Raw genomic sequence first — 24478 nt, 5'->3', positions numbered from 1 at the left:
GTGGCGCGTGACGACGAGATTGCCGTACTCACGCAGTCTAGGCTGGAGCGTGTCGCGAGGAGTCGCCCCAGAGGTGATCTGTGGGAGTTCTTGAAGCGAGCGTACGAGAAAGGCGTGAAGGTAGATGCGGGTCACCTCATCATTCTATCCGTGTTGGAGGAAGCGAACAGGCTGCTAGATCAGCTCTCAAAAACCGTGGGCGAAAAGCGTGCAAAGCAAATATTGAAAGATGCTGGTATCTACACTAAGACCGGTAATTATGTGAGTGGTGAACTACTTAAAGAGTACATCAGTCGGGAGAGTCGCGTAGCCGTCCACAATAGGGTGAAAGATCTCCGTAAGATGGGATTCAAAATCGACGGAAAGCCCGGTCCCGATGGAGGTTATTCACTGATCCAAGTTCCGGAATGGTACCGGAAGAGTTCACGTAAGGATTAATCCAATACCTCCACTTTACCGAATCCTTTCACGGTACCTCTCACGGTTCCAAGGGCCTTTTCACTGACCTCGAGGAACACCTCAACACCGTCGTTCGACCAACGCTCGTCTAACACGTTTCCGAGCTCATGCAGTTTCGAAACAATCCGCATGGTTTCGTTCCTCATCGGTAGCTCGATACGGACGTTCTTCCAGTACCTGGAGAGCACCTTACGCATCTCGGCCTTGAGGTCGTCTAGACCTTCCCCGGTCTTAGCGGAAACGGCCACCGGATGAGACACGTACCCTTCCAGTTCCCGGAGGCGTCGCTCCGCTTCCTCCCATCCTATCAAGTCCGCCTTGTTAAGCGCCGTCACGATGGGACCCTCAGCGCCTATCTCATCCAATGTCCTGTGGCACACCCGGAGCTTACGCTTGATCTCCGGTAACTCGTCACTGACGTCTACCACCAGCAGAATCAGGTCGGCTTGTGCGGTTTCCTCAAGAGTCGATTTGAAAGACTCCACGAGCCAGTGAGGTAAGTTATCCACGAATCCGACGGTGTCGGTGAGTAGTACGCGGTGTCCGTCCAGGTCTACGGCCCTAGTTTTGGTATCCAGCGTGGAGAACATCTTGGAATCCACGTAAACAGCCTCGTCGGTTAGGGTCCGCATTAGGGTGCTTTTACCCGCGCATGTGTACCCGGCCAATGTAACCAGTTCGAACCCTAACCTATGTCGGTGCTTCCTCTTGAGCTCTCGATCTTTCTCGATCCGTCGGAGTTCACGCTCTATCTTGGCGATCTTCCGTCGAATCATTTCCTCGTATTTGTCGACTTCATACTTACCGAGACCGCGGAAACCCGGACGTTCTTCCTTTTTAGCTAGGTTCACCATCTCACGTGCCCTGGGAAGTTCGTACTTGAGCTGCGCGAGCTTCACTTGCAGTTTGGCTTCGCGGGTTCGAGCTCTCTGTGCGAATATCTCTAGGATCAACTGGAACCTGTCGATTACCTCGACTCCCAGCTCACCTGCCAGGTTGAACGCCTGGACAGGCTTGATCTCGTTTTCGAAGATGACTTTGTCCACGTCGTTCTCGCGCACGAACTCGGCCAACTCTTTGACTTTTCCTTCCCCTATATGGTACCGGGGATCTTCATGACGGACCTGTCTGAACGAGCCGACGACATCGTAGCCGGCGGATTCGGCCAGCTCTTTCAGTTCATCGATGCGGCTCTCTTGTCCCCACTCCAACCGTTCAACCAAAACCGCCCGAGGGCGACTGGGCAACCTTCAACCCCATCTTCACACCTCTGTAGACTCCGTAGGCGAGCTTATGCGCCATTTCCACTACCTCTCGCTCGGCTACGGTCTCGGCATACTTGAACGGGGCTCCTAGAAGGGCCGAGACCCTCCACTCCGGTTCTCCGAAGAACTCACCCGGCTCCGCCACCACCATGTACTCGTCGTCCTTGTCTAGGCCATTAAGGGCCCGGGAGACCTCCTCGGTCAGTGTCCGCAGGTTCGGGGGCTCGCAAGTACACACGACGAACACGTTCACATCCCTGACCGTAAACACGTTGAACCCATCCACCTCGGCCGACACGCAGGCCGTGATCCTATTATAATGACCGTCATCCTCCGCGTGTCGGCCCGAGACGTCGACACCGACGATATTCACCCTGCCGCCCAGGTTAACCCCCCCCAGCATCGGGAGAGTGAGGGGACCAAAACTTGTTCGTGGTGATCAGGTCGGATTCTTACGAGAAGATACTCACAAGCTTGTCGGATATCGAAAGGTATGCGGGTATTAAAATCTTGGGCAAACCGAGAATTATGGATCCGGAAGTTGCCGACACGATAGTACGGGAGCTTTTGGGCGAGGTGCGAAGAAGGTATCCAGTGGCCGTGGTCGCTCGCGTAGAAGGTGAACCGGCCGAAATTATTCGGAAGATCTCTGACATCCATCCTCCGGCTCATCTGATCGTTATAACACCCAGGCACGGTGACGTGTACAGGGGAATAGCCCGCAGGTTCGGAAAGCTCGAGGAGCTCCGCGGATACCACTCGCCTAAGCGGAGGATCGAAGATGATAGGGAGAAGGAAGGTCGAGAGACTGCTCGATGAGTTCCCAGACGAAGTTGAGTATCACCGGAGCGACGATCATGTGGTGACGTGCCCAACGGAGCTATACTTCGTACCGACACCCATCGAGACCGTAGTTAGGATCCTTCGAAAGCTGGAGTTAACCCCTGAAAATAGAGTGGTGGATCTGGGTTGCGGAGACGGTCGCTTCGTGATCTCAGCTGCCTACCTGTACGGGTGTGAAGGGGTGGGAGTGGACGTACGGGAGGATGTACTCGAGTTAGCCCTCACAAAATCCGAGACACTTGGGGTAGACGATAAGACCATCTTCATACATTCTGACGTCCGGGACGTCGACTTGCTGGAGTTGGACCCGGACGTCGTATTTGTGTATTTAGTGCCTTCCCTTCTCGAGGAAATATCGGAGGAGCTGGTATCGTGCGGAGCTACCATCGTGAGCTATACCTTCGAGGTTCCAGGATTAGGCGCACCGGAGGTGCTGCGACTGGACGATTTACGACGCGCTTACGTGTACAGGGGAGTCTCACATTGAACCTCGTAGCTGAGGCCGTCAGAAGGTTCAAGTCGGTTGATCTGATACGCTCTCAAATCCTCGGCCTTAAGGGGTTACTGCCACGGAAGGATCGAGCGGTAGAGGTGTCCACCGGCGCAAGACTCGTGGAGGAGGCTATCGAGGTTAGGAACGTGGTACGTTCCGGCGACCGGGAAGCGCTCATTGAGGAGCTGGGTGACCTACTGATAGAGATCGAAGCGTTTCTCACAGCCCACGATATCGACCTAGAGGAGATCGTAGAGAGACAGCGGACTAAGCAGCGGGAACTCGGACAGATGGAGGGATGACCGCTTGCACGTGATCGCCGTAGACTTGGGTACCGAGGTGATTTCAGCCGTCGTAGGGCGGCTCAGGAATGGTAACTTGATGGTCAAGGGGTACAGCGAGCGGTACATTCTCGACCCCACGATCATGGAGCGAGGGAACGTCAGATACGTGAAGGGCGTGAGCCGGATAGTTAAGAAAACAGTCGAAGAAGCGCTTCGTGATGCAGGGGTCAGTCCTTCGGACGTAGAGGGAATCGGATTATCGATGACGGGAGACAAGTTTACTATGGTGGAAGCGGAAGCTAGCGTGAGTCCCGAAGGAAAGCTTCGCATGGATGACATAGGATATGCGCTGGCGCACCGTTTGGAGTTCTCCCCCGAGAACTGGCCCGTCTCCGTCGATATAGTGGATCTCAAGGTCGATGGTGCAGAAGTAGACCCAAGAGAACTCGGGGCAGACCACCCAGATGGTCTCATCGGATCCCAGGTCTCTTACTTGCAGTTCAGAGCCATAGTATCGAACACAAGCTTGGGACTCATCAATAACATAGAGCGCATCGCTAGGCTTCTTAATATGAAGTTAATCACGATTTCGGTCGAACCCCTCGCCGTAGCCAAAGCGATCAGGGACTACAAAATCGAGAGCTGTCTCCTAATTGATTCCGGAGGGGGTACTACAGACATCTCTGTCGTGCGTGACACGCTTGTGGAAGTGTGTCATTCTATTAAAGTCGGCGGACGTGATTTCACCTTAGCCATAGCTAATGATTTGGGACTCACATATGAAGAAGCGGAAAATATCAAAAAGAAGGTCAATTCACCGATGGCCGACTCGGAACTTTCGCGGTACGACCTCACCCGCCGTGAGGTGTTGGAGATTATCGAGGAGGTTGCGGAGTACGTCCGGGACGCCGTGAGATCGGCCGTTAAGAGCATCATCAGGAGCTTAGATATGAACGTCCCGGAGCGGGTCGAGTTGTACGGAGGAGGGGTCTTGCTCGACCAAGCTGAAACGGCCGTCCGGGAGGCCATTCTCGACGCCTACCGTGATTACCTGGGAATAGTACCCAAGGTGGAGATGCTCGAAGCTTCGAAGATACCACACATCGGAAAGCAACTCGCGGGACCCATGCGTGTAGTGGCGGTCTCCGTACTCCGCGATACCGCCCTGTGTCAGCAGTGCTCCGGTCGTGACGTGGAAGTGGTCATCGACGAGTTCCGCGCTCCCGAAGGTCGGTATTACCTCGAAGTAGGGGGCCAGATCGAGGATTCCGTAAAGATCCCGAGGAGGACGGGGCTGAAAGAAGCCATCATCAGCGCCATTAAGGAAATAATCCTGATGCAACCAGCGCCCGTAACAGCGGAACTCCGTGGTCGGGCGTACGCTGGTACGGTAACCATCAAGTTCGAAGGAGTAGACAGCACGGACGACGTCGACGGCGTTAAGGTGAACGTCAGTGGGTCGGAAGTGGGAGATACCGTGGACATGCTTCCGAAGGAGTACAAAATAGTTCAAGTTAAGGAGATGGGGCCCATTCTCATCCCGGTAGACGAACTTCAGGAGGTCGAGGGTGGAGTAAGTGAGACGGCAGGCAACATTACTGGTCTTAAGAAGGGGCTGGACGATTCCGGAGGTAATGAGCCTCGTTAAGTCCGCGAAGAACGATGTGGTGATAGTGATAGGTGAGATAGACGAGTTCAATAAAGGTATCCTTTCTTCGGTGTGTAAAGAAACCGGGAAGGTGATCCTATTCGGTGAGGATTATCTCGATAAGTTCTCCATCGATGAGAAGCTCGAAACTTCCGAGGAATCGCTTCCGATTAAGCGTTGTGATGTGGCGATAGTTGATGAAGTCACGGAGGTCGATGGGAAGCTTCTCCTGGACGTTCCCGCGGACGAGTATACCATCAACGAGGTACTCTCTCTGGTCAAAGAGCAGTTCAAAGAAGTGTGCGACTATGAGCGTGGTGTGGAAGCAGACGTACTCTTGGTCATCGATAGTGACCGTGGTCGACTACGAATATACTCGAACGGTGACGAGGGTGAGGTTGAAGATAAAGCTCGGGAGCTCTGCATGAAGGTGGCAGAGCGCGTGGTGGAGGAACGTCGCAGCGCACATATCGACACCCGAACTTACGGATTCGCCTTGGTTTCGGTTGCTCTAGCGATCGTTGTGGTCACGTTGATACTTCGCACGTCTTTAGTGTAACGCTCACTTCTTCCTAATTTCTACCACATCACCTAACGTCAGCTCATCACTCTCTATTCCCACGGATCCGGTGTCCTCTTCACTCACCCGCTCTAGGAGCTCTATTTCCAAAACCCGCTCCAGCTTGCGCGCCAACTCGACGTCCGGTTCCATCTTACCAGACTCAATACGTCGGATCACCGAAACCTTCTCCCCGATCTTCCTAGCTAGGTCCTTCTGGCTCCAACCTCTACGTTCTCTAGCCTCGCGGACGCGCTCGTCATAATCTGGGACTACCTCCAGACCCTCGCTGAAGGGATCGAGCCCTCTCGGTCTTCGTCTTGCGCCGGTGAGTCTGCGCCGTGGACGCTGCTCACGCTGCGTCCGTTCCTCACGGCGAAGTCCCGGCTTGACTACCTTCCGGCCGAACTTGGCACATTCCTCGCACACTCGCAGTTCCGATCCTTCCACCTTCACGACCTTAGGTCGACCGTTGACCACGCGTCCGCATATCTCGCACCTAGTTCGCTCTTCCAACGGACTACCCCTCCGAGAGCGAGTGTCACAGGCTATCCGGAATGAAGAACCCAAATAAGGGTGCCGGTCCCGAGCTGACGGGGGAACCGATTTGCCAACACCGGTGCTGCGAGGGGAAACCGTGCGCGGTGAGGGCAAGGTAAGCGGTGAGGTCATCCACATAACTCACCCGGACCGTATAGTCGAGATCGAGGAGGGGCAAGTAGTCTTCACTCAAGACCTCGGCGGAGCCTACGACACGTACCCAGAAGTAATGGGTGCCGTCGCCATAATCTGTACCGGGGATGTTCGGACGCTCTCCGAAGACGGAGCCATCCCCGTTGTAAAGGAGGCGAAACCTATCGACGATGACGTAAAGGACCTCCTAGTGGAGCCCGAGATACCCGAAGATGCACCCTGTCACGGCGAAGAGCACGAGCATCTCATGCCTCCAGAGGGTAGTGAAGTGGAGGTGGACTTGGACAAAGGTATAGTGTACCTGCTGGAATAATAGTGAGGGAACGACGTTGCGGCCGGAGGAGGCTCTCCTCGCACTTCGGGAGGTCTTGGAAGAGAGAGATCGAGTGATCGTGGACTTAGGCGATCACACCATTGCCGCTGCTAAGGTAGGCTTGGATCCGGACGGAGGCACGGGCGCGTTGGGCGGCTCGATGTCCGTGGCGTTGGGTCACTGCCTCAGGATCGACGATGGGAGGGTTTACTGTATCGTCGGCGACGGTGGATTCTTCATGCATTTGCACACTCTGGCTACCGTAACTCAGAACCTCAACCGCTTCGAGAACCTGACGGTAGTGGTCATAACCGACGAGGTGTGGGGAATGACGGGAGGCCAGGAAAACCCTGCCGTTCACACCTCACCGGCCGAGATAGCCCGCTCAATGGGTTTCGATCCAGCCGAGACCGCCGAAAGCGTCGAAGAGGCACTGGAGGTGCTGAAGAGGTGTCGGAAGGAAGGACCGAGTTTAGTGGAGATGAGGTGTCGACCGATCACCTACCTATAGGGTCATACGAGGTCATCCGCGCCCTTCATAACCTCGAACCTGACGCCGTGGCGTACCTGCCGGGGTTCCCGCTCAACGAGGTCGTCCGAGAACTGGAGGAAGGTGATCACCCGTTCGAGGTCATACCCGTCGCCTCCGAGTTCGACGCGGTCGGAATCGTGATCGGCCTCGCCCAAACCAACGGCTACGGTGTCGCCGTGCTCAAGGATAAGGGTGCTTACGTTGCCGCCCAATTCCTAGCCGAGGAAGGTGACTGGCCCGGACTCCTAATCATCGGCTTGGATGCTGACGGCCGCGGTTCCTATACATGCTCCGTCGAGCTCCCTGACGTCCTACGCGATCTGAAACTCCGCGTCGAGATCCCCGAGACTCAAGATGACATCTACGAGACCATCCTAGACGCCGCAGAATCCTCCGAGGATGAGCATAGGCTTGCCTGCGTAGTCCTTACCGAAGATCTTCTGCTTTCGAGCCATCCGCCTGGAAAGCCCGAGGTCGAACCCACCGGAGAAGCCGATTGGGACGAGCTCCTCCGTGCCATCAGTCTCTATGATACCGTCGCAGTAGTAGTCGGTAAGGGTGTCTTAGGTGACATTTCAGGGAACCTACCGGCGTTCACATCTTCCCTCAATGACGAACGGGATGCACTGAACCGTCTCGTCAAAATCCTCGAAGGATTAGGTCTCGACGTCCGCTTGTACTGTACTAAGCATGCTTCCAAGTTCCTCCCCGGGATCCCACCAACGGGTGTCAACACGGGTAACGTCGTCGAGGAGGAACTGCTGATTCTCATCGGTGCTTCTTACGACACATTCGCCGTCGACTTCCGCTCCGACTTCGTGGTCTCCGTGAACCCGGATCCCGACGCGTACGCTCACCGCGTCGCCGACGCTCGGTTCGTGATGACCTTGAGCGATTTCGTTCACGAGCTCGAGTACCGTTTTCGTAAGTGAGGATGCGATCCCGGCATCCTTTCATAGCATTCGAACCCGCATGCTAAGATCCAAGGCCGGCGCGGAGTGTGTCAACCACCCGAGCGAGATCACGTCAACTCCAGTTTCCGCGTACTCGGGTGCGTTCTCGGGCGTAATGCCGCCGGAAGCTTCTAGGATCACATCTTCACGGACTTTTCGAACCTCGTTCACCGCCCGCCGGACCTCCGCCGGTTTCATATTATCCAGTAACACGTGATCCGCACCCGCCTTCGCGGCCTCAACGGCATCTTCGATCGACTCGACTTCCACACCGATTACTTTGGTGAAACCCACCCTCTCCCTTGCCCGCCTCACGGCATCCCGGACCGATCCGACCAGCGTCAGGTGGTTATCTTTGATCAGAACGGCATCGTCCAGGCCGAACCGATGAGGATCTCCTCCTCCATCCGATACCGCCTTTTTCTCGAGAAACCCCGTGATTGGGTGGACTTTCCTAGTCGCGGCTACAATAACGTCCGGATTCACCTCACGGACTCTCTCGACGACCTTCCGAGTAGCCGTCGCGATCCCGGACAGCCGCATGAGGAAGTTGAGCGCAACCCGTTCCGCTGCGAGTAGGGACGTAGCCTCTCCATAGGCTTTCAGCACGATGTCACCGGGTTGAATTCGTTCGCCGTCCTCAACTAGCGTGTCGACTTCGCAGTCTAGGAGTTCAAACGTCAGTCGGGCCGGGAGCGTTCCCGAAACGACGCCCTCCTCTTTCACCACGATCTCCGCCTCTGCCCGATCACCTTCTACGATAGAGGAGGTGAGATCCGCACGGCCGATGTCTTCCGCCAGTGCTAGCTCCACGATCTTCCGTACCTTGACCTCATTCAGGAGCACGACCGATCTCCCCTGTTGTAGGTGGAAGGGATCATAATACACAGCGTTACTCGACGTCGGTATGGATCTAAACTTCCACGATCCTTCGGCAGGTGCGTCGGATACGGGGATGGTTGTTACTCCGTAACCGAAGCTCAGCGCTCGGCCCTCTCACGCTCCCAGTCGAGTTCGGTTTTGATGTCGAGCTCCTCCCGGATGCGTTCGTGGGCTTCTTTCACACTCTCGGTGCCGTCCACGATCTCGCATAGGAGACTATTACGCGCGACGACTTCCGGGTCGAAGTAGAAGGTACACACCGACGCCGGCCCGAGCTCCACGGTCCTGTACCCTCCTCGAATCTCCAGCGGTCCGAACTCGCCCTCGACAGCCGCTCTTAAGGGAATCAAACTGGCTTCCGTCTCCACCACCTCCGCCAATTTCTTCAGGAACTCTACATCGCGTCCGGTGAGTCCGATCGCCCCGAGGTAACCACCCTCAGCCGCTATTTCGGAGAACCTCCGCCGGAGCTCTTCTCTGGTTAGCTCACCGTCGGACCCCCAGCCGAAAACTCCGAGCACGGCCTCTTCGAACTTCGACAGCGAACAAGTCATGATAGAATCGGCCAGTGGGCTCTCGACTCCGGGCTCGTCACCCCTAGCTAACGCGTCTCCACCCACGTCGATTCCGAAGACAACGTCCAGCTCGAAGTGTTCGATCAGCGCCTTGAGGCCGTCCACGGTTCCTTTCACGCCTCCACTGACGTCCACCAGTACGACCTCCACGTCGCGGTGCCCCATCCTCCTCAATACGCGTCGGACGCGTGACTCCGCGAACTCCCGTCCCAGTTTAGGCCTCGCCCTCCCGCGGAGTATTCCAATACGCTCGTGGATCCATTCAACGTCTCCTATGATTTCGTCGCGCGATCGAGGACCGGGCTCCGGATCGACGACGGCACGCTCCCAGGTAAGCCCTCCGAGGATCAAGCGCTCCGGCTCGATCCCTTCTCTCACCCATCGGTATGTGTGACAGGCTCCAACGATATCGCCACCGCCTCCGATACCCAAGATGGCAACGGTACTAGGCTCCTCGATCCCGGCCACTTCGGCTAAGTACAAGTCACTAGAACCCCGGGGTGATCTGTTGAGCCTCAGCAGACAGGAACTTACGGTACGCGTATTCGTCGAGTGGGAGGGGACGCGACGTTCGCTTCGTGAGTGCGTTAAGAAGGTGCTGCTGAACGAAGGAGTCCGGGACCATCGCGTCTGGGGCACCATCCACGCGTACTGCTTCGAGCTGATGAAGCACCTCCGCACGGTCGACGCGTTCCTGGAGGCGACGATACGGAACGCGAGGCTTTTCGACCTTGATTTGTGGGTTAGGAACGCCCTCAGGGTCGGTACGTTCGAGATGAAATTCAACGGCGTGAAGCCCGCGATCGCCACGAACGAGGCCGTGAAAATCGTCGTGGAGCGTGCCGGGGAAGGTCCCGCCCGGTTCGTGAACGCCGTCCTCTACGACGTCGAACGGCTCGAGCTTTCCGACGTACTGGATCGGGCTAGGGACACCGTGGAGCTCCTGTCGATCGAGTACTCCCATCCGGAATGGTTCGTCAAGCACCTGATGGACCTACTGGGTGAAAACGAGCTGACGAAGTTGATGGACGCTAACAACCGCGAGCCCGAGCGTTACCTTCGAGTTAACGCTCACATGGTGGATCCGGACAAGGCTATACTGGCGCTGGAGGACGACGGGGTAATCGTGGAGGAAGATCCAGACTTACCGCTCATGCTGCGGGTAGTGGATTATGACGTACCTCCCGTCAGGACCGAGCCTTACCGCCGAGGTTGGGTGGCCTATCAGGACAAGGCGTCCGCGGCCGCCGCTTACGCGCTGCAGCCGGAGCCCGGAGATCGTGTGCTCGACGCTTGTGCGGCTCCCGGTGGGAAGTCGGCGTACTTGTACGCTATGACGGAAGGCGAGATCGAGCTCACGTGCGTAGACGTGAACCCCAAGCGCCTTAGGGAGATGCGTCGTAACTTCCGCCGATGGAGGGTCGAAGCCAGGCTTCGCAGGACGGACTCGTCCCGGCTCTACCGTGAAACCGACGAGACGTTCGACCTTGCTCTCGTGGACCCACCGTGTTCGAGCTCCGGGGCTTACGTTCGGGCACCTGAGGCCAAGTGGACTGTCAAGTGGAGACACGTGAAAAGATACGCCCGCGGCCAGCTCTCGATCCTCCGTGGCGTCGCGCCGCTGGTGGAAAGAGCCCTCGTGTACTCCACGTGCTCGGTCACCGTAGTGGAGGACGAGTCCGTGGTACGCCGCTTCTTGCGCGAGTTCGACGAATTCGACGTGGAAGAACCTTTCAGGTTCGGCTCGCCCGGCTTCGAGTCCTGGATGAACGAGAGATACCCCTGGGCGGATCGAGTACGCAGGTTCTGGCCTCATCGTCACCGTACGGAGGGATTCTTCGTAGCTCGGCTGGTCCGGGGCTAGTGCGATGATGGCTTATCTCAGTGGGGGACCCTCATCGTATGGGGACGTCCGTGTCCGAGATCGAGAACTTGCGTGAGATCATCGAGAACATCCGCGAGGAGCTTGACGCGCTGGACGAGGCTAGGGACGAGGCACAGGTGATCCTGCGGGACCTCCACAAGCTGAGCTCGGAGGCAGTGTACGAGGTGCACCGTGGGAACTTGGAGGGAGCCCGGAAGAAGTTGGATGAAGCCGCCGAACTGGTTTCGGAGCTCCATGAGCTCCTAGGCGATTTCCCGGAACTGCTCCGCACTGGGTTCGCCGAGAACCACCTACAGGAGTACGCCGAAGCGGAGATCTTGTACTCGATCGTGAAAAACCGTAAGGCACCCTCGCCCGAGGAGATCAACTTGAGTCCTCGAGCTTACCTGCTGGGACTGTTGGACGCCGTAGGCGAGCTCAGAAGGATCGTCGTGGACGCGCTGAGGGAGGGCGACCTGGACCGGGCCGAGGAATTCCTCAACGTGATGGAGGAGATATACTCACTGACGATGACGTTCGACTACCCGAGGGCTGTCGTCCCCAATCTTAAGAGGAAGCAGGACGTAGTCAGGTCCCTCCTCGAGAGGACCAGGAGTGAGGTCACCATCGCAGGTAAGACGGAAGAGTTGAAGAGGACGTTGGAACGAGGTGGTATCGAGGACGACTCGTGGAAGGATTTTCCTGGTTAAGCTTCGGTAACAGGAGGGATACTGAAGAGGGTTCCGGGACGGAAGAGGGCGCGTCCCCGCACGGCTCGGCTGTTCTCGCGATGCGATCGGAGCGTGCACTGGATCCTCCGATCGCACACCACTTCACGTCCCGCGGTCAACTCTGACGCATCGCCGTAAGAGAAGAGTATGGGCGGACTTAGTAAGTGAGGGGCAACCGAGTAATGCCGTTCGACCGCGACAAGCTGGAGGAACTGAAATCCTTAGCCCAGCGCGACTTCGATCGGGCCTGGAAAGAAGGTGCGAAGCTAGTTCAAAAACCGGGACTTCGGGACAGGTACCCGAAGCTCAAAGTGGAAACTGGCGAGCCCCATCCATTGTTCGAGACGATTCAGCAGCTGAGGGAAGCGTACCTGCGCGCAGGCTTCAAGGAGGTCGTGAATCCGGTTATCATTCCCGAGGAGGAGGTGTACAAGCAGTTCGGCCCGGAGGCTGCGGCTGTCTTGGATCGGTGCTTCTACCTCGCCGGACTCCCGCGTCCGGACGTGGGGTTGGGAGCAGACAAGGTCGGGAAGCTGGCGGAGGTGTTGGGCCGGGAACCGTCCGAAGAGGAGGTGGAACGACTGAGGGAAACCCTGCACGCGTACAAGAAGGGTGAGGTCGATGGTGATGAGTTGACACACGAGATCGCGGAGGCCCTTGACACGGATGACGGGACGGCGGTAAAGGTACTGGACGAAGTCTTTCCCGAACTCAAGCGCATGAAGCCCGAACCGCTAGAGCCTCCGCTCACCCTCCGATCACACATGACCGCGGGTTGGTTTATAACGATCTCGGAGATACTGAAACGTGAGGACCCACCTTTGAGATTGTTCTCCATCGACAGGTGCTTCCGGCGTGAGCAGCGCGAGGACGAGAGTCACTTGATGACGTACCACTCCGCGTCGTGCGTCGTAGTCGGCGACGACGTGACCGTGGATACCGGGAAGGCAGTGGCGGAGGCGATCCTCCGGCAGTTTGGGTTCGAAGACTTCGAGTTCATACCCGACGAGAAGATGTCCAAGTACTACGTTCCCGGGACACAGACTGAGGTGTACGCCTATCACCCCGACCTGGAGGACTCCATCGAGGACGAGAATTTAGGACCGGGTTGGGTGGAGATAGCGACGTTCGGGCTGTACTCACCGGTGGCGCTGGCGGAGTACGGGATCGAATATCCGGTCATGAACCTCGGGATCGGCGTGGAACGACTTTGCATGGTCCTCCACGGTATCGACGACGTGCGTTCCCTTACATATGTAGAGTACGAACCGTGGGAACTTTCGGATCTGGAGCTGGCTAGGATGATCGACTACGAGCGGAAGCCGGCTACGTCGTTCGGGGAACAGCTAGTCCGTGAGGTGGTGCGAGGGCTCCAGGAGCACGCCGACGAGGAGGGGCCCGTGGAAGTCGAGTTGTTCCGCGGGGAGTTCGGCGATCGGGAGGTGGTAATCCACGCCGTCGAGGAAGAGAGGGGAGAACCTCTCGCGGGACCCGCGGCCTTCAACCGCGTTTACGTCCTTGATGGGAGCCTGTACGCCGTCCCGCCCGAGGGCGACTTCGGTCGTGAGATCCGCGAGAAAGGCGTGTATTCCGGAGTATCTTTCGAAGAAGGGCTGGCGGCGCGGCTGGCTTACGAAGTAGAGGAGCTGCTCGCGACCGGAGGGGGGGAGACCACGGTGTCAGTGCGTAAAGTGAGCCGCCCCTCTCAGGTTAACCTGAGTCTTCCTCGGAAGCTGTTGCGCTACGTAACCAAAAAAGGAAGTGAGATCAAAATTGAGGGGCCGGTGTTCGTGACATTTAGAGCCGAAGTCAGGTGACTGGGTCCCTCGTCACCACGTTCCGCAATCCGCCGTATTCATCATCCGGGGGGTACATCGGTGGGAAGTCCCTGGCGCTATATCGTGGCGGTGATCGACGTCTTCCTTATTTCGAGCTTACTGGGAATGATCACGTACTTCATGCTTCCTTCCCTTCCCGACATCGTCCTTCGGATTACGTGTCAGAAGGTGGAAGCACTCGCGCGTCTCCTACCCTTACCGATGGAGCGATTCACTATGTCTATTACGATATGGAACGCCATGGCGATACTAATGAGCACGTTCGGCGGCCTGGTAGCGTTAACTCTGGACCGGCTGGCGACGAGGTACGCTTCCGGCGTCTTCCGCAGAACCTTTGGTAACCCTCCGTACGCTCCGATCCTCGTCAAATTAGCTCACAAGCTCGGGTTCAACGTACGGCGATATAAAGAGGCCGACGTGATACTAACGCTGAAACTCGGACCGCTGCTGGTTCCAGCGATCAACGGGTTCGCCGCTGGAGCCTTCGCGATGTGGATATTGCAGAACTTTGGCCCGGTCTCCCTACTGGGTGCGGCTTTACTCCCCCACGGAGTAATCGAATTCCCGATGCTGATCATCGCGGGAGCTATGGGCGTGCATCTGGCCGATTACTTGATCTATAGAGTCCGTCTCCACGAGCAGTGGCCTCGCGGGAACTTGGAGGTTCCAGGTTGGGTAATACGTAACATGGCCGCTTGTATCGCAGGCCTGATCGTCGCCGCGTACTTGGAAGTTCATGTAACACCGATAGTAGTAGGGTGTGCTATGAAGTGCGCTTGACGGTAAGAGAGTTAGACGTAGACAGGTCTCCCGACGAGGTTTACGCAGCCCTGAGGATGCTGTCCTCACACACGTTCCTACTCGAGTCAGCCGAGATCGGTGCCAGCGGCCGATACTCCTTCGTAGGTTTCTCACCTGTGCTCAAGGTAGAGTGTGTCGACGGTCGAGTCCGCGTGGACGTCGGTGATCCGGAGTACGCTGAATTGGTAGTCGAAGGTCGAAAGGAAACCGATGAGGACTACTTCCAACTCATGCGCCGAGTGTTCTCCCGGATCCCGAAGGTCGAGGGATCCGGCTTCGTCGGCGGTCTCGTAGGCTACATATCGTACGATGTCGTCGAGGACTGGCTGGACATCAAGCCAACTACTATCGCCGACCCGGAGTGGCCGTCCTTCGAGCTGTGTCTCTACGACTCGGTGATACGCTTCGATCACTACGAGGATCGAGTTGAGCTGATTTCCGTCCATCCCGATGACTATGAGGTCGAGTGGACGGCGGAGGCGATCGAAGAGTGTGTTCGAGAAGTGAGTGGACGGACGGTCCCCAAGGTGTACAGGATGGGGGAACTGAGGCGGGACCTGGAGAAAGAGGAGTTCGAGGGCATCGTCGAGCGAGCGAAGGAGTACATAGTCTCTGGGGACATTTTCCAAGTCGTACTCTCGAGGCGAGTGGAAGTGCGGGCGGTCGCGGATCCACTCGAAGTGTACCGGAGACTCCGCGACATCAACCCGTCCCCATACATGTACTGCCTGGAGTTTGGCGAGCGGAGGATAATCGGATCCAGCCCCGAGACGCTCGTCCGGTTAGAAGGTGATCACATCGTTACGAAACCCATAGCCGGCACTAGACCTCGAGGCAGTACCCCGGAAGAGGATAAGGAGCTGACCCGCGAGATGCTCAAAGACGAGAAAGAACTCGCAGAGCACGCGATGCTCGTAGACCTCGCCAGGAACGACGTTGGTAAAGTCTCAAAGCCCGGGACGGTCGAAGTCACGCGGCTTATGGAAGTTGAGAAATACAGCCATGTACAGCACATCGTGTCCGAGGTGGTGGGTGAGAGGAAAAATGGAGTCACTCCGTGGGACGTACTCCGTGCGACGTTTCCGGCCGGGACGGTTTCCGGGGCCCCTAAGGTGAGGGCTATGGAGATCATCGATGAGCTGGAAGTGTACAAGCGAGGTCCATACGCCGGAGGCGTCGGATACGTCAGCTGGACTGGAGATATGGACTTCGCGATATCGATCCGTACCATTTTCTCAACGGGTCGTCGATGGTTTACGCAAGCGGGTGCCGGTATCGTGTACGACTCGGTGCCTGAAAACGAGTGGTTCGAAACTGAAAATAAAATGAAGGCAATGGTGGGAGCTATCCTTGAGGAGACTAGTTCTGATCAATAATAAGGACAGTTTCGTGTACAATCTCTACCATTTATTCTCCTCGTATGATCTCGATTTGAAAGTAGTTTCCAACAAGGTACCGCTCTCCAGGCTCGAGCGGCTGCGCCCTGACGGTATCGTTGTCAGTCCCGGACCCGGGCACCCGGAACGAGACGCTGGGGTATCCGTGCCAGCTATCCGGAGGTTCGCGGGTGAGATCCCAATCTTAGGGGTGTGCTTAGGCCACCAGTGCATCGGAGTAGCGTACGGGGTGCAGATCCGTCGAGCTAAACGCATCGTCCACGGAAAGACATCGCCGATAGAACATGACGGGTCGGGAATCCTCTCAGGGCTTGAAAGTCCTTTCCAAGGTATGAGGTACCACTCACTGGTCATCGAAGAATCTTCCTTACCAGAAGAACTGCTACCGTGCGCGTGGTCGGGGGACGATGGAGAGCTCATGGCCATCAGGCACGCCGACTACGACGTGTACGGGGTGCAATTCCATCCTGAAAGCTTCATGACCGAGGGCGGGGACCGGATCGCCCGCAACTTCCTACAGCTACTGGGGTGAGACCGTTGTCGGGGCTGGATCCCGAAGAGCTGATTAGGTACATTTCCAACAGTCCCAAACGCACGGTTGCCAAATTCTACGTTAAAACCGACGATCCCGAAGGACTGGCCGAGCGCTTGGAGGAGCGCCTGGAGGACGCCAAGGTGTTCACTGGTATCGATCACGTCATCGTGGTTGGCGAGCACGACGATGTGGTTGAAGTGCTCGAAAGCGAGGATTCGGTGGAGTATTACCACAAAGAGCTGGATCACCGCAACAGGGCCGTGCCGTTGGCGGACTACTCAGAGTTCGAGGACGCCAGAATCGAGCCGGGCGCGATAATCCGAGAGAAGGTGAAGCTGGGCAAAGGAGTTGTGGTGATGATGGGAGCCGTGATTAACATCGGTGCCAAGATAGGCGACGGTACTATGGTCGACATGAACGCAGTCGTCGGTTCCCGGGCGGAAGTCGGTAAGAATGTACACATCGGTGCCGGTGCGGTCATCGCCGGTGTTCTCGAGCCTCCCAGCGCTAAACCCGTCGTGATCGAAGACGACGTCGTTATCGGGGCTAACTCCGTCATTCTCGAGGGAGTGAGGGTAGGGAAGGGGGCCGTGGTTGCGGCCGGCGCCGTCGTCACCGAAGACGTGCCGCCGGGTAAAGTTGTAGCCGGCGTACCCGCGCGTGTTGTCAAAGATGTGGACGAGAAGACCGAAGCCAAGACCCAGATAGTCGATGCACTCCGCCGCCTCTGAAACCCTGTCACTATCCTGGGGTAAGCACCATGCAATTTTGGAAAGTTCACGGTGCTCGGAATGACTTCGTCCTTGTAGACGAAACCGAGGAAGAAGTGGTGCCTGAGAGTGATAAGCCTGACTTCGCGAGATGGGCGTGTAACCGACGGTCAGGTATAGGTGCCGACGGCGTGGTGTTCATACGTTCCGATCCTCCGAGTGTGGAGATGAGAGTGTTCAATCGGGACGGCTCCGAGGCCGAGTTCTGTGGGAATGCTGCGCGGTGTGTCGTGAAGTACGTGACGGAGGTGCGTGGAGAGAACGTTAAGGTCTTGAGAACGTTATCTGGAGTTCACCGAGTGGGGGTGCTGGGAGGGTGGATCGCTGTCGAGGTGCCCGAAGCTGAGATCAAGAAGGTGGTCGAGCTAGGTTACGAGGTGGACGCCGGTGTCCCGCACTTCGTTCGTCTCACTGAGCGGGATCCAGTTCGTGACTTCAGGAGCTTGACGGACGATGCCAAGGCTATTTTTTCCGAATATGAGTCGATAGGAGGTGTCAACGTAACCTACGCAGCACCCTCGGTGGAGGAATTGAGGGTCAGGACGTTCGAGCGTGGCGTCGGCTGGACGCCGGCGTGTGGGTCCGGAGTCGTCGCGGCTTCTCTAGTGTACTCAGAGATCTTTGGGCCGTTCGATGAAGTGAGTGTCCGGACGGCCGGAGGTAGCCTGCGCGTGTCGCTCTCCGACGGACCGTTGCTGATAGGGACGGCTGAGATCGTGTACAAGGGTGAACTGCGGGGTGATTGGCGTGAGAATACTGATCACCAACGACGACGGTATAGCCTCTCCCGGTCTCCGAGCGGCTGTCCGCGCCTGCAAAAGTGTCGGTGAAGTTACCGTAGTAGCTCCTGCGACACAGCAGAGTGGTGTAGGGCGCAGTATCTCTCTACTTGAGCCGGTGCGAGTGGAAGAGATAGAAGTGGAAGGCATCGACGCGCTCGCGATCTCCGGTACACCGGCGGATGCCGTCCTCATCGGAGCGTTCTCCGTTATGGACGAGCCACCCGATCTGGTGGTGTCGGGAATCAACCTCGGAGAGAACGTCAGCGCTGATGTCACGACCTCTGGGACCGTCGGTGCCGCGCTGGAAGCTTATGGGAATGGCATTCCGGCCATAGCGATCTCGCAGGAGGTCCGTGACGCTAGAGCACGCGTGGACAACAGCGCCAAGAACGTCGACTTCACTTTAGCCATCAGGGTCTTAAAGGCCCTACTTGAAGGGATTCGAGGAGTGAATTGGAAGGGTGTCCTGAACGTCAACGTGCCCGATCCGGATCGCTGGAACGGAGAAATTAAAGTGGTTCCACTAGCTTCCACGATGTACCGGCCTAGAATAGAAGAACGATACGATCCACGTGGACGTCAATACTACTGGATCGATGGAGAGATCATTCAAGACCCGCCCGAAGGAACCGACTTATACGAACTCCAGCGGGGTTCTATAGTAGTCACGCCTCTGACGATTGACATCACCGGAGACTTAGACGGTGCGGAAAACGTTATCAAGGAGCTCCGGCGCGCCCTGCGGGGATAAAGGTTGCTCGTGAAGGTCCTGCTGCAACCTATGGTAATCTCCGTGCTCATCGGCTCGACAGCGTCCGTGGTAATAGCCTTCATGGCCCTCAAAACTTATTCGAGGAAGCTCCGTGTCAGGGAACTCGAGCTGAAGGTCGAACGTGAGAAAGTCGAGCTCGTTAGGGCGGACCTCGAACGTCGGAAGCTTTTGGATCTGTTGTTTTACCTCCCGGAAGACACTCGTCTGGTGAAGAGACTGGGTGAGATTCGCTCGCTGCTCACGCGATTGGCGGAAAAATATATGGACGTCGAGACCCGGCTGACCGCGGTCGAACTCGAAACCGAATTAAAGCGTCTCGAGAATATCTCGAAGGACCTCGAGCGCGTGGAGGGCAACGTTAGAGGCGGTGGAAATGAATGACGATAGCCGAGTTTGTGGCAGTTGGTGTACTCACACTAGCCATTATTGTTGCGATCGCGCTCATAGTTCGCAGCCGTGAGGCTCCTGAAGGGGAGAGTCTCTCAATGCTCCGCGACAAGATTTCCTTGACTACCAGGTCAGACGTCATAACCAAGAAGGTTGACGAGCTGATCGAGCGTCGCGTGGAGGAGCTCATCGACAGCTGGGGATTGGCCACGACCGAAGACGTTGAGAAGGTAGAGAAGCGTGTTGACGCTCTCGATCGTAAGCTGAATGAGCTCGAGCAGAGGTTTAACGAGTTCCGCAACGACATCCGTCGCAAAGTCGAACGGTTGGAAAGCAGATTACGGGAACTCTCCTCTGAATAAACGTCCTCAGGGGCTCATGCGCGTGGAAAGGGAGATCACTTCCATTATTCTTAGGGAAGGTTATGAGTTTATTAACTATTGTTCCGAAAGTGACGTCATCGTAGTAGGAGCAGGACCGGCCGGGTTGACCTGTGCCTACGAGCTCGCGAAGAACGACGTTGACGTTACAGTAGTGGAGCGGAAACTGTACGTGGGAGGTGGTATGACCGGTGGAGGGATGCTGTTCCCAGCGGGTGTCATCATGGAGGAAACTGCCGAAGTACTGGAAGAAGTCGGAGTAGAACTCCGTCCCGCTGAGGCGGGTCTCCTAGTGTTCAACCCCGTCGAAGCCGCCGTTAAGCTAGCGAATGCGGCCCTTGAGGCTGGAGCGAGGATTCTAGTGGGTGTAGAGGTCGAGGACGTCATCGAGCGCCGCGGAAGAGTATGTGGCGTAGTGGTGAACTGGACGGCGGTGAACGCCGCTAACATGCACGTCGATCCGCTAGCTTTCGAGTCCGAGTATACCGTAGACGCAACCGGACACGAGGCTGCAGTCTGCAAGCTAGCGGGCATCGAAGTGAGTGGGGAGGGACCCATGTGGGCTGAGCGCGGGGAAGAACTCGTAGTGAAACATACCCAAGAGGTGAAGCCTGGACTGTTCGTCGCCGGCATGGCAGCGTCGGCGGTGAAGGGCGCGTATAGGATGGGGCCCATCTTTGGAGGGATGCTCGAGTCAGGAAAGAGAGCGGCGGAGGAGATCCTTGAGCGGCTAACCTAGTAATTCCAGCAACTTGCGTGTTTCCTCGACCGTCAGTTGCCCTGGTGCCGCTTTCTTCCTCACAGCGGCGTAAGTCGCGAACCCACCGATCAGAACACTCAATACCCTGGTGTACTTGGCCTCCTCTCCCATCGCGAATCCGATAGTGGGTGCTTCCGACGTTCGTACTACTTCCAAAATCCGCAGAGCGTCTTCGTGTCCTCTGGCCATAGTGACGACTTTCGCAACGTCTCCTAATTCAGCGCATCGATCCCTGATGCCGATCAGCTCCTCCTTAGGTGGCGTGTTTTCGAAGTTGTGGTACGACACGATTGTCTCACAAGACGGGCTTATGATCTCTTCCTCCGCTACGTCGATCTCCAAATCCACGTAGTCGGCCTCGGAGGATACCCGCTCCAGGATTTCGAGCCTCCTGTCTTCATCTCCTCTGTACAGTCCTCCCTCCTCTTCACGTCGGAGCGTCGCCACCACGCGTTCGTACTTAGTACACTCCCGTACGGCTCTGAGCGCCGTCGATAGGTCTAAGTTCTCCAAGTAATCGAGCCTGACTTCCAGAGCGTCCGCACCCTGCTCGACGGCCTCTATAGCCAGTTCTATCATGTCCTCGACGGTCCTACCTGTAAGAGTGGCGATGATCAAGATGAAGCCCCGATTATCCCTCGCCTAACGCCTCTTTGATCCTATCGATGACTATCTTGGCGATTCTGGGATCAGCCCCGAGCGGCTCCGCGTATACTATCTCCGCATCTACGTCCACGGGCGTGTAGTCACGGTGATGATGGTGATGGTGGTGATGGTCCTCATCTTCGTCGTAGTCCCACTCCGGTTCCAGTCCCAGCATCTTCGGGATGTCCCTCTTCGTATGCACACCGTGGGCCAGGAACACCGGTACGACGACTATCTTGTCGACACCGGACTCCGCCGCCCTCTTCACGGCTTCCTGAACGGTAGGTTCACACATCTCCATGAAACCTACCTCGACGGTCTCGAAGTCACCCATCTTTTCGACGTATTCAGCGATCTTTTCGACGACTTGCCGACTGTAGGGAAGCCGGCTCCCGTGCCCGACCAACACCACCGCTACCATGGTATTACACCTCCTCCAATACTGTATTAACAACCACGAGTACAGCCTGTACGGCTCTATATTCTCCTAACTCCCTTAGCTCCTCGGAGAGCTCCAGTTGAACGCCTTGAACACGTTCTCCGTCGCAATGATACTCGAGTATGTCACCACCTTGGAATTCCTGCTCGAATCCCACGTCGAAACCGGCCTCTTCCAACCGCTTCACGATCTTGGACACGAGTTTCCCTTTCACAGATCGGCCACCTAAGGTTCCCAAGTCTACATCCGGCCGCACTGGATCGGACTCCATCCCGTGCACGTCGATTATGAACCTGACACCGTACCTTTTAATCAGCTCGTCGATACGACGTCGAAAGGGAGTGTTCCGTGCCCATTCGCGGTTGTAGTCCGCCGGGTTCCCGTCCTCCAGCTTAGCTCGCCTGCTGACGGTTGCCACTAAAGCGTACGCTCCGGTAGCTTGAGCCACCTTCCACGCGATTTCACCAGTGAATACGTCCGCACCTGGACCCTGAGCGTGAGGTGCCGTTATTAGTACCGGCCGTGTCCCGGTGAGTTCTATATATCCGTTGATATCCATCCGAGTGCTGACCTTTCCATCTTCTAGTTCCAAATTAGGAGTCGTTCTTACTATTTTTAATACTAACTCTGAATCAATTCTTAACCTTTTTGAAATTTCATCGACAGTTATTGGCCCCTCATGTAAAACTAACTCTATAACCTTTGTACGAAGCAATCTTCACCGCAGCCCCAATATATTTGCAGCGTTTTCCTCCAAGATTTTATCATGATTAACATCCGCCTCTTTTACGATCTCAAGTTGTACAGATGGACTACCATAAGGTGAATCTGACCCAAAAACTATTCGATCATCACCCACATGTTCTGCCGCTTTCTCAATTACTTTAGGGTCTTTTACCAACGATATTTCGAGATAAACATTCTCGTAATTTTCCGCCACCTCAATCGCTGCATCATACCCTAGCTCTTTACCCATATGCGCCATGATCAGCTGAACGTCAGGAACTTCCTCCGCCAACCTACCGACGCGGACGGGATCGGAGAACGGTTCACCGCGTGCGGTGTGGAGTATCACGGGTACTCCCAGGTCTGCGGCTTTTTCGACAACCCTCACGGCTTCGGGATCGTCGGGGTAGAACGATTGGCTCCTGGGGTGGAGCTTTACGCCTTTAAGCCCCAGCTCTTCCACGCATCTCTCTACCTCCTCTACGGCGCGTTCCTCGCAGTTCGGATCCACCCGACAGAAACCCACGAACTCATCGTACTCCTTGCACGCTTTCGCGATTCGCTCATTTCCTTTCGAGAAACACACTCCCGGATCAACATCATTGAACGGAAACACTACCGCGATATCTACGCCCGCTGCTTCCATCCTCGCCAACAGCATCTGGGGTGTTTGAACTGTGCCGTCAATATCTTCTCCTAGATGGTTATGCACGTCTATGACCATTTCACAACAATCCCCTCATCGAGCGCATTAGGTACTCCAGCTCCGACATTACGTTTACTATTCTATCACTCTCATCTAAGGGAATTTCTACACCGTTTCGCTTTATTCCGAGCGTTACAACACCCTTAACTATATCCTTAACAAAACCCTTATTATCAACTCTGTACTTATAAGATGCCATCGGAACTAACTTGCCGATTACTTTAGTACCTTTCGGAATTGTGTACCTTTTCCCTTTAATTTCGACGGTTTTGTTCGACCCTAATATAACTTCTGCGTAATTTCCGATATATTTTATGACGTCCTTATGTGCATATTCTACATTTAGTTTTGGTCTCTCTTGTAACTCTACTTTCCCATTTTTAAGAGGAGATATGAAACGTAATCCTAAATGTTCTAAAAATTTATCTACTCTGCTTATAATCTTTAGTAATGCATCTTCAGCATCAATTTTTCTACCGTCAATAACGAAAGTAGCGTTAATACCTTTCTCTATAGCTTCCCTTCTATTATCAAAATGATTAGGATCGTTTGGCGGTAATTTGCCCTCCACTTCATACATATATAGCGCTTCTAAAGATAGTCCAACTATAAGCATTACCACATCATGTAAATATTTCATGGACTTTTGATTGTCGATTACTCGCACCTCGACTCTGTTCCTAGTCGGGCTGTCGTTCTCGTCTCCCGTGACGTTCGATGCGGGCCCTCTAGGGGTTATGTCCACGAGCCTTCGGCCGTCGGGGTGCGCTACGACCCGCTCTTCGAACTCAGTGTCCTTCCTAAGTCTCAGTCTGTACCTTAACCTCCCATAATACTGAGTTTTCGTCAAGTATGGGCGCTTCTCCAAGCGCTTTATCGCTGCATAGTAATTCGGTTTGAGTACTCTACTTTTGAGAAGACGACAACTAGCTGCGAAATTTTTTCCGCCACAGCAATACGGTGTGTTCGCAGTTGCTGCGATTATAATCGGTAAGTTATACCACAACCAATTGTAAACTACCAACATCTGCTTTGGGGTCATGTACGGTTGATCCTTAAGTTTCACCATCACGTTGATGTGAGTTCCGTTGATAGGTAGTGGGTCGCTCTCGAAAGGATGCATACTCTCTAACATAACCTGCAGTCCTAACTCCACTGCGGCTTTCTTTATGAGTTCTCTGCCTGCCTTACAGGCCTCGATTACTTCATCGGGAGGTAAAGGTTGGGTCAGATATTCGATCTGGGCCGGATTGGGTTCGGGATCCAGCCCTAGAACTGTTCGCCAGCAATCCTCTAGGAGATTCGAGTCTGACTCCAATAACTCCGCCGCCTTCACTATCACATCGTCTGCGGCCCGAGCCAGTGATCCGTCCTGGTCGATGAGGAAAAGCTCTTCCTCCACCCCCACCATGACTTCGACTTTCTCCGCGAAGGATTCTACGCTCC

At 55.8% G+C, this 24478-nt stretch carries 31 protein-coding genes; 21 read left to right on the top strand and 10 right to left on the bottom strand.

The features are described 5' to 3' along the window. A complete protein-coding gene (locus BW919_RS03225; RefSeq protein WP_198324660.1) occupies positions 1 to 438 on the top strand; it encodes an HTH domain-containing protein in 438 nt (145 codons plus the stop codon). Here the strand turns inward: BW919_RS03225 and hflX are convergent. Beyond that, positions 435 to 1706 (bottom strand): GTPase HflX, encoded by a 1272-nt coding sequence (gene hflX / locus BW919_RS03220; RefSeq protein ID WP_088335621.1) that lies wholly within the window; start codon positions 1704 to 1706, stop codon positions 435 to 437. The genes BW919_RS03225 and hflX overlap by 4 nt on opposite strands. Continuing rightward, entirely contained in the window at positions 1675 to 2097 is a 423-nt protein-coding gene (locus BW919_RS03215; protein WP_157665951.1) for a DUF2209 domain-containing protein, read from the bottom strand. The genes hflX and BW919_RS03215 overlap by 32 nt, the downstream gene beginning before the upstream one ends. Before the next feature lie 59 nt (positions 2098 to 2156). Between BW919_RS03215 and BW919_RS03210 the strand changes: the two genes are divergently transcribed. The 5 genes from BW919_RS03210 to BW919_RS03190 are packed head-to-tail and all read left to right on the top strand — an operon-like array spanning position 2157 to position 5551. Then, a complete protein-coding gene (locus BW919_RS03210) occupies positions 2157 to 2543 on the top strand; it encodes a DUF356 domain-containing protein (protein WP_232452935.1) in 387 nt (128 codons plus the stop codon). Next, positions 2506 to 3054 carry a cyclopropane-fatty-acyl-phospholipid synthase family protein gene (locus BW919_RS03205; RefSeq protein ID WP_088335618.1) on the top strand — a complete coding sequence of 183 codons (549 nt, stop codon included), beginning with the start codon at positions 2506 to 2508 and terminating at the stop codon, positions 3052 to 3054. The genes BW919_RS03210 and BW919_RS03205 overlap by 38 nt, the downstream gene beginning before the upstream one ends. Further along, positions 3051 to 3362 (top strand): MazG nucleotide pyrophosphohydrolase domain-containing protein, encoded by a 312-nt coding sequence (locus BW919_RS03200; RefSeq protein ID WP_157665950.1) that lies wholly within the window; start codon positions 3051 to 3053, stop codon positions 3360 to 3362. The genes BW919_RS03205 and BW919_RS03200 overlap by 4 nt, the downstream gene beginning before the upstream one ends. A gap of 10 nt (positions 3363 to 3372) precedes the next feature. Then, entirely contained in the window at positions 3373 to 4992 is a 1620-nt protein-coding gene (locus BW919_RS03195; protein WP_232452934.1) for a cell division FtsA domain-containing protein, read from the top strand. Then, positions 4979 to 5551, top strand: coding sequence for a hypothetical protein (locus BW919_RS03190; protein ID WP_088335615.1), 573 nt, complete (start codon positions 4979 to 4981; stop codon positions 5549 to 5551). The genes BW919_RS03195 and BW919_RS03190 overlap by 14 nt, the downstream gene beginning before the upstream one ends. Before the next feature lie 3 nt (positions 5552 to 5554). Here the strand turns inward: BW919_RS03190 and BW919_RS03185 are convergent, their stop codons facing one another. Further along, a complete protein-coding gene (locus BW919_RS03185; RefSeq protein ID WP_088335614.1) occupies positions 5555 to 6067 on the bottom strand; it encodes a multiprotein bridging factor aMBF1 in 513 nt (170 codons plus the stop codon). Positions 6068 to 6158: 91 nt separating this feature from the next. Here BW919_RS03185 and BW919_RS03180 point away from each other — a divergent pair, with 91 nt between their 5' ends. Genes BW919_RS03180 through BW919_RS03170 form a run of 3 tightly spaced genes read left to right on the top strand, consistent with a single transcriptional unit; the run spans position 6159 to position 8021 of the window. Beyond that, the gene (locus BW919_RS03180) at positions 6159 to 6557 is read left to right on the top strand and encodes a hypothetical protein (protein ID WP_088335613.1); all 399 of its coding nucleotides are present in this window, start codon (positions 6159 to 6161) and stop codon (positions 6555 to 6557) included. A 16-nt stretch (positions 6558 to 6573) separates the two neighbouring features. Beyond that, on the top strand, positions 6574 to 7068 hold the full coding sequence (locus tag BW919_RS03175) for a thiamine pyrophosphate-dependent enzyme (protein ID WP_088335612.1): 495 nt from the start codon (positions 6574 to 6576) through the stop codon (positions 7066 to 7068). Beyond that, on the top strand, positions 7044 to 8021 hold the full coding sequence (locus tag BW919_RS03170) for a hypothetical protein (RefSeq protein ID WP_088335611.1): 978 nt from the start codon (positions 7044 to 7046) through the stop codon (positions 8019 to 8021). The genes BW919_RS03175 and BW919_RS03170 overlap by 25 nt, the downstream gene beginning before the upstream one ends. Positions 8022 to 8042: 21 nt before the next feature. Here BW919_RS03170 and nadC read toward each other — a convergent pair whose 3' ends face one another. Together nadC and BW919_RS03160 are read right to left on the bottom strand one after the other, a co-directional pair. Continuing rightward, on the bottom strand, positions 8043 to 8888 hold the full coding sequence (nadC, locus tag BW919_RS03165) for a carboxylating nicotinate-nucleotide diphosphorylase (protein ID WP_088335610.1): 846 nt from the start codon (positions 8886 to 8888) through the stop codon (positions 8043 to 8045). A gap of 134 nt (positions 8889 to 9022) precedes the next feature. Further along, positions 9023 to 9982: a DUF1152 domain-containing protein gene (locus BW919_RS03160; RefSeq protein WP_157665948.1), complete on the bottom strand. Its 960-nt coding sequence runs from the start codon at positions 9980 to 9982 to the stop codon at positions 9023 to 9025. A gap of 25 nt (positions 9983 to 10007) precedes the next feature. Here BW919_RS03160 and BW919_RS03155 point away from each other — a divergent pair, with 25 nt between their 5' ends. From BW919_RS03155 to BW919_RS03100, 12 genes are all read left to right on the top strand, one after another. Continuing rightward, positions 10008 to 11363 (top strand): RsmB/NOP family class I SAM-dependent RNA methyltransferase, encoded by a 1356-nt coding sequence (locus BW919_RS03155; RefSeq protein ID WP_198324659.1) that lies wholly within the window; start codon positions 10008 to 10010, stop codon positions 11361 to 11363. A 50-nt stretch (positions 11364 to 11413) separates the two neighbouring features. Then, a complete protein-coding gene (locus BW919_RS03150; RefSeq protein WP_157665946.1) occupies positions 11414 to 12073 on the top strand; it encodes a hypothetical protein in 660 nt (219 codons plus the stop codon). Positions 12074 to 12276: 203 nt separating this feature from the next. Then, the gene (gene sepS, locus BW919_RS03145) at positions 12277 to 13911 is read left to right on the top strand and encodes an O-phosphoserine--tRNA ligase (protein ID WP_088335607.1); all 1635 of its coding nucleotides are present in this window, start codon (positions 12277 to 12279) and stop codon (positions 13909 to 13911) included. A gap of 60 nt (positions 13912 to 13971) precedes the next feature. Then, positions 13972 to 14712: a stage II sporulation protein M gene (locus tag BW919_RS03140; protein ID WP_088335606.1), complete on the top strand. Its 741-nt coding sequence runs from the start codon at positions 13972 to 13974 to the stop codon at positions 14710 to 14712. Then, positions 14703 to 16109, top strand: a complete 1407-nt coding sequence (gene trpE / locus BW919_RS03135) for an anthranilate synthase component I (RefSeq protein WP_198324658.1) — start codon at positions 14703 to 14705, stop codon at positions 16107 to 16109. The genes BW919_RS03140 and trpE overlap by 10 nt, the downstream gene beginning before the upstream one ends. Continuing rightward, a complete protein-coding gene (locus tag BW919_RS03130) occupies positions 16084 to 16662 on the top strand; it encodes an aminodeoxychorismate/anthranilate synthase component II (protein WP_088335605.1) in 579 nt (192 codons plus the stop codon). Before trpE ends, BW919_RS03130 begins: the two co-directional genes overlap by 26 nt. Before the next feature lie 5 nt (positions 16663 to 16667). After that, positions 16668 to 17396 carry a 2,3,4,5-tetrahydropyridine-2,6-dicarboxylate N-acetyltransferase gene (gene dapD, locus BW919_RS03125; protein ID WP_343224389.1) on the top strand — a complete coding sequence of 243 codons (729 nt, stop codon included), beginning with the start codon at positions 16668 to 16670 and terminating at the stop codon, positions 17394 to 17396. Between the two features lie 29 nt (positions 17397 to 17425). Beyond that, the gene (dapF, locus tag BW919_RS03120) at positions 17426 to 18265 is read left to right on the top strand and encodes a diaminopimelate epimerase (RefSeq protein ID WP_088335603.1); all 840 of its coding nucleotides are present in this window, start codon (positions 17426 to 17428) and stop codon (positions 18263 to 18265) included. Then, on the top strand, positions 18183 to 18968 hold the full coding sequence (gene surE / locus BW919_RS03115) for a 5'/3'-nucleotidase SurE (RefSeq protein ID WP_198324657.1): 786 nt from the start codon (positions 18183 to 18185) through the stop codon (positions 18966 to 18968). The genes dapF and surE overlap by 83 nt, the downstream gene beginning before the upstream one ends. Before the next feature lie 3 nt (positions 18969 to 18971). Then, positions 18972 to 19370 carry a hypothetical protein gene (locus BW919_RS03110; protein ID WP_088335602.1) on the top strand — a complete coding sequence of 133 codons (399 nt, stop codon included), beginning with the start codon at positions 18972 to 18974 and terminating at the stop codon, positions 19368 to 19370. After that, positions 19367 to 19738: a hypothetical protein gene (locus BW919_RS03105; RefSeq protein ID WP_088335601.1), complete on the top strand. Its 372-nt coding sequence runs from the start codon at positions 19367 to 19369 to the stop codon at positions 19736 to 19738. The genes BW919_RS03110 and BW919_RS03105 overlap by 4 nt, the downstream gene beginning before the upstream one ends. Before the next feature lie 16 nt (positions 19739 to 19754). After that, on the top strand, positions 19755 to 20495 hold the full coding sequence (locus BW919_RS03100) for a sulfide-dependent adenosine diphosphate thiazole synthase (RefSeq protein ID WP_088335600.1): 741 nt from the start codon (positions 19755 to 19757) through the stop codon (positions 20493 to 20495). Here BW919_RS03100 and aroD read toward each other — a convergent pair. The 5 genes from aroD to BW919_RS03075 all read right to left on the bottom strand — a co-directional run bounded on the left by aroD (position 20487) and on the right by BW919_RS03075 (position 24434). Continuing rightward, a complete protein-coding gene (gene aroD / locus BW919_RS03095) occupies positions 20487 to 21134 on the bottom strand; it encodes a type I 3-dehydroquinate dehydratase (RefSeq protein ID WP_088335599.1) in 648 nt (215 codons plus the stop codon). The two genes, BW919_RS03100 and aroD, sit on opposite strands and share 9 nt — an antisense overlap. Before the next feature lie 13 nt (positions 21135 to 21147). Next, positions 21148 to 21582 (bottom strand): sirohydrochlorin nickelochelatase, encoded by a 435-nt coding sequence (gene cfbA, locus BW919_RS03090; protein WP_088335598.1) that lies wholly within the window; start codon positions 21580 to 21582, stop codon positions 21148 to 21150. A 4-nt stretch (positions 21583 to 21586) separates the two neighbouring features. Then, positions 21587 to 22159 carry an N-formylglutamate amidohydrolase gene (locus BW919_RS03085; RefSeq protein WP_088335597.1) on the bottom strand — a complete coding sequence of 191 codons (573 nt, stop codon included), beginning with the start codon at positions 22157 to 22159 and terminating at the stop codon, positions 21587 to 21589. A 159-nt stretch (positions 22160 to 22318) separates the two neighbouring features. Then, positions 22319 to 23050 carry an amidohydrolase family protein gene (locus BW919_RS03080; protein ID WP_088335596.1) on the bottom strand — a complete coding sequence of 244 codons (732 nt, stop codon included), beginning with the start codon at positions 23048 to 23050 and terminating at the stop codon, positions 22319 to 22321. 1 nt (position 23051) lies between these two features. Continuing rightward, a complete protein-coding gene (locus tag BW919_RS03075; protein ID WP_157665945.1) occupies positions 23052 to 24434 on the bottom strand; it encodes a hypothetical protein in 1383 nt (460 codons plus the stop codon). Positions 24435 to 24478: the final 44 nt, after the last annotated feature.

Origin of the sequence: Methanopyrus sp. KOL6 (assembly GCF_002201915.1) — an archaeon.
Lineage (GTDB): Archaea > JAADCQ01 > Methanopyri > Methanopyrales > Methanopyraceae > Methanopyrus.
Note: the sequence above shows the minus strand (reverse complement) of the source record. Positions and strands in the feature narration are given on the sequence as shown.

Coding starts and splice junctions, on each gene's coding strand:
- BW919_RS03205 (WP_088335618.1), top strand. CDS start 2,506: ATGATAGGGAGAAGGAAGGTCGAGAGACTGCTCGATGAGTTCCCAGAC.
- BW919_RS03190 (WP_088335615.1), top strand. CDS start 4,979: ATGAGCCTCGTTAAGTCCGCGAAGAACGATGTGGTGATAGTGATAGGT.
- sepS (WP_088335607.1), top strand. CDS start 12,277: ATGCCGTTCGACCGCGACAAGCTGGAGGAACTGAAATCCTTAGCCCAG.
- dapF (WP_088335603.1), top strand. CDS start 17,426: ATGCAATTTTGGAAAGTTCACGGTGCTCGGAATGACTTCGTCCTTGTA.
- BW919_RS03105 (WP_088335601.1), top strand. CDS start 19,367: ATGACGATAGCCGAGTTTGTGGCAGTTGGTGTACTCACACTAGCCATT.
- BW919_RS03100 (WP_088335600.1), top strand. CDS start 19,755: ATGCGCGTGGAAAGGGAGATCACTTCCATTATTCTTAGGGAAGGTTAT.
- cfbA (WP_088335598.1), bottom strand. CDS start 21,582: ATGGTAGCGGTGGTGTTGGTCGGGCACGGGAGCCGGCTTCCCTACAGT.
- BW919_RS03085 (WP_088335597.1), bottom strand. CDS start 22,159: ATGGATATCAACGGATATATAGAACTCACCGGGACACGGCCGGTACTA.
- BW919_RS03080 (WP_088335596.1), bottom strand. CDS start 23,050: ATGGTCATAGACGTGCATAACCATCTAGGAGAAGATATTGACGGCACA.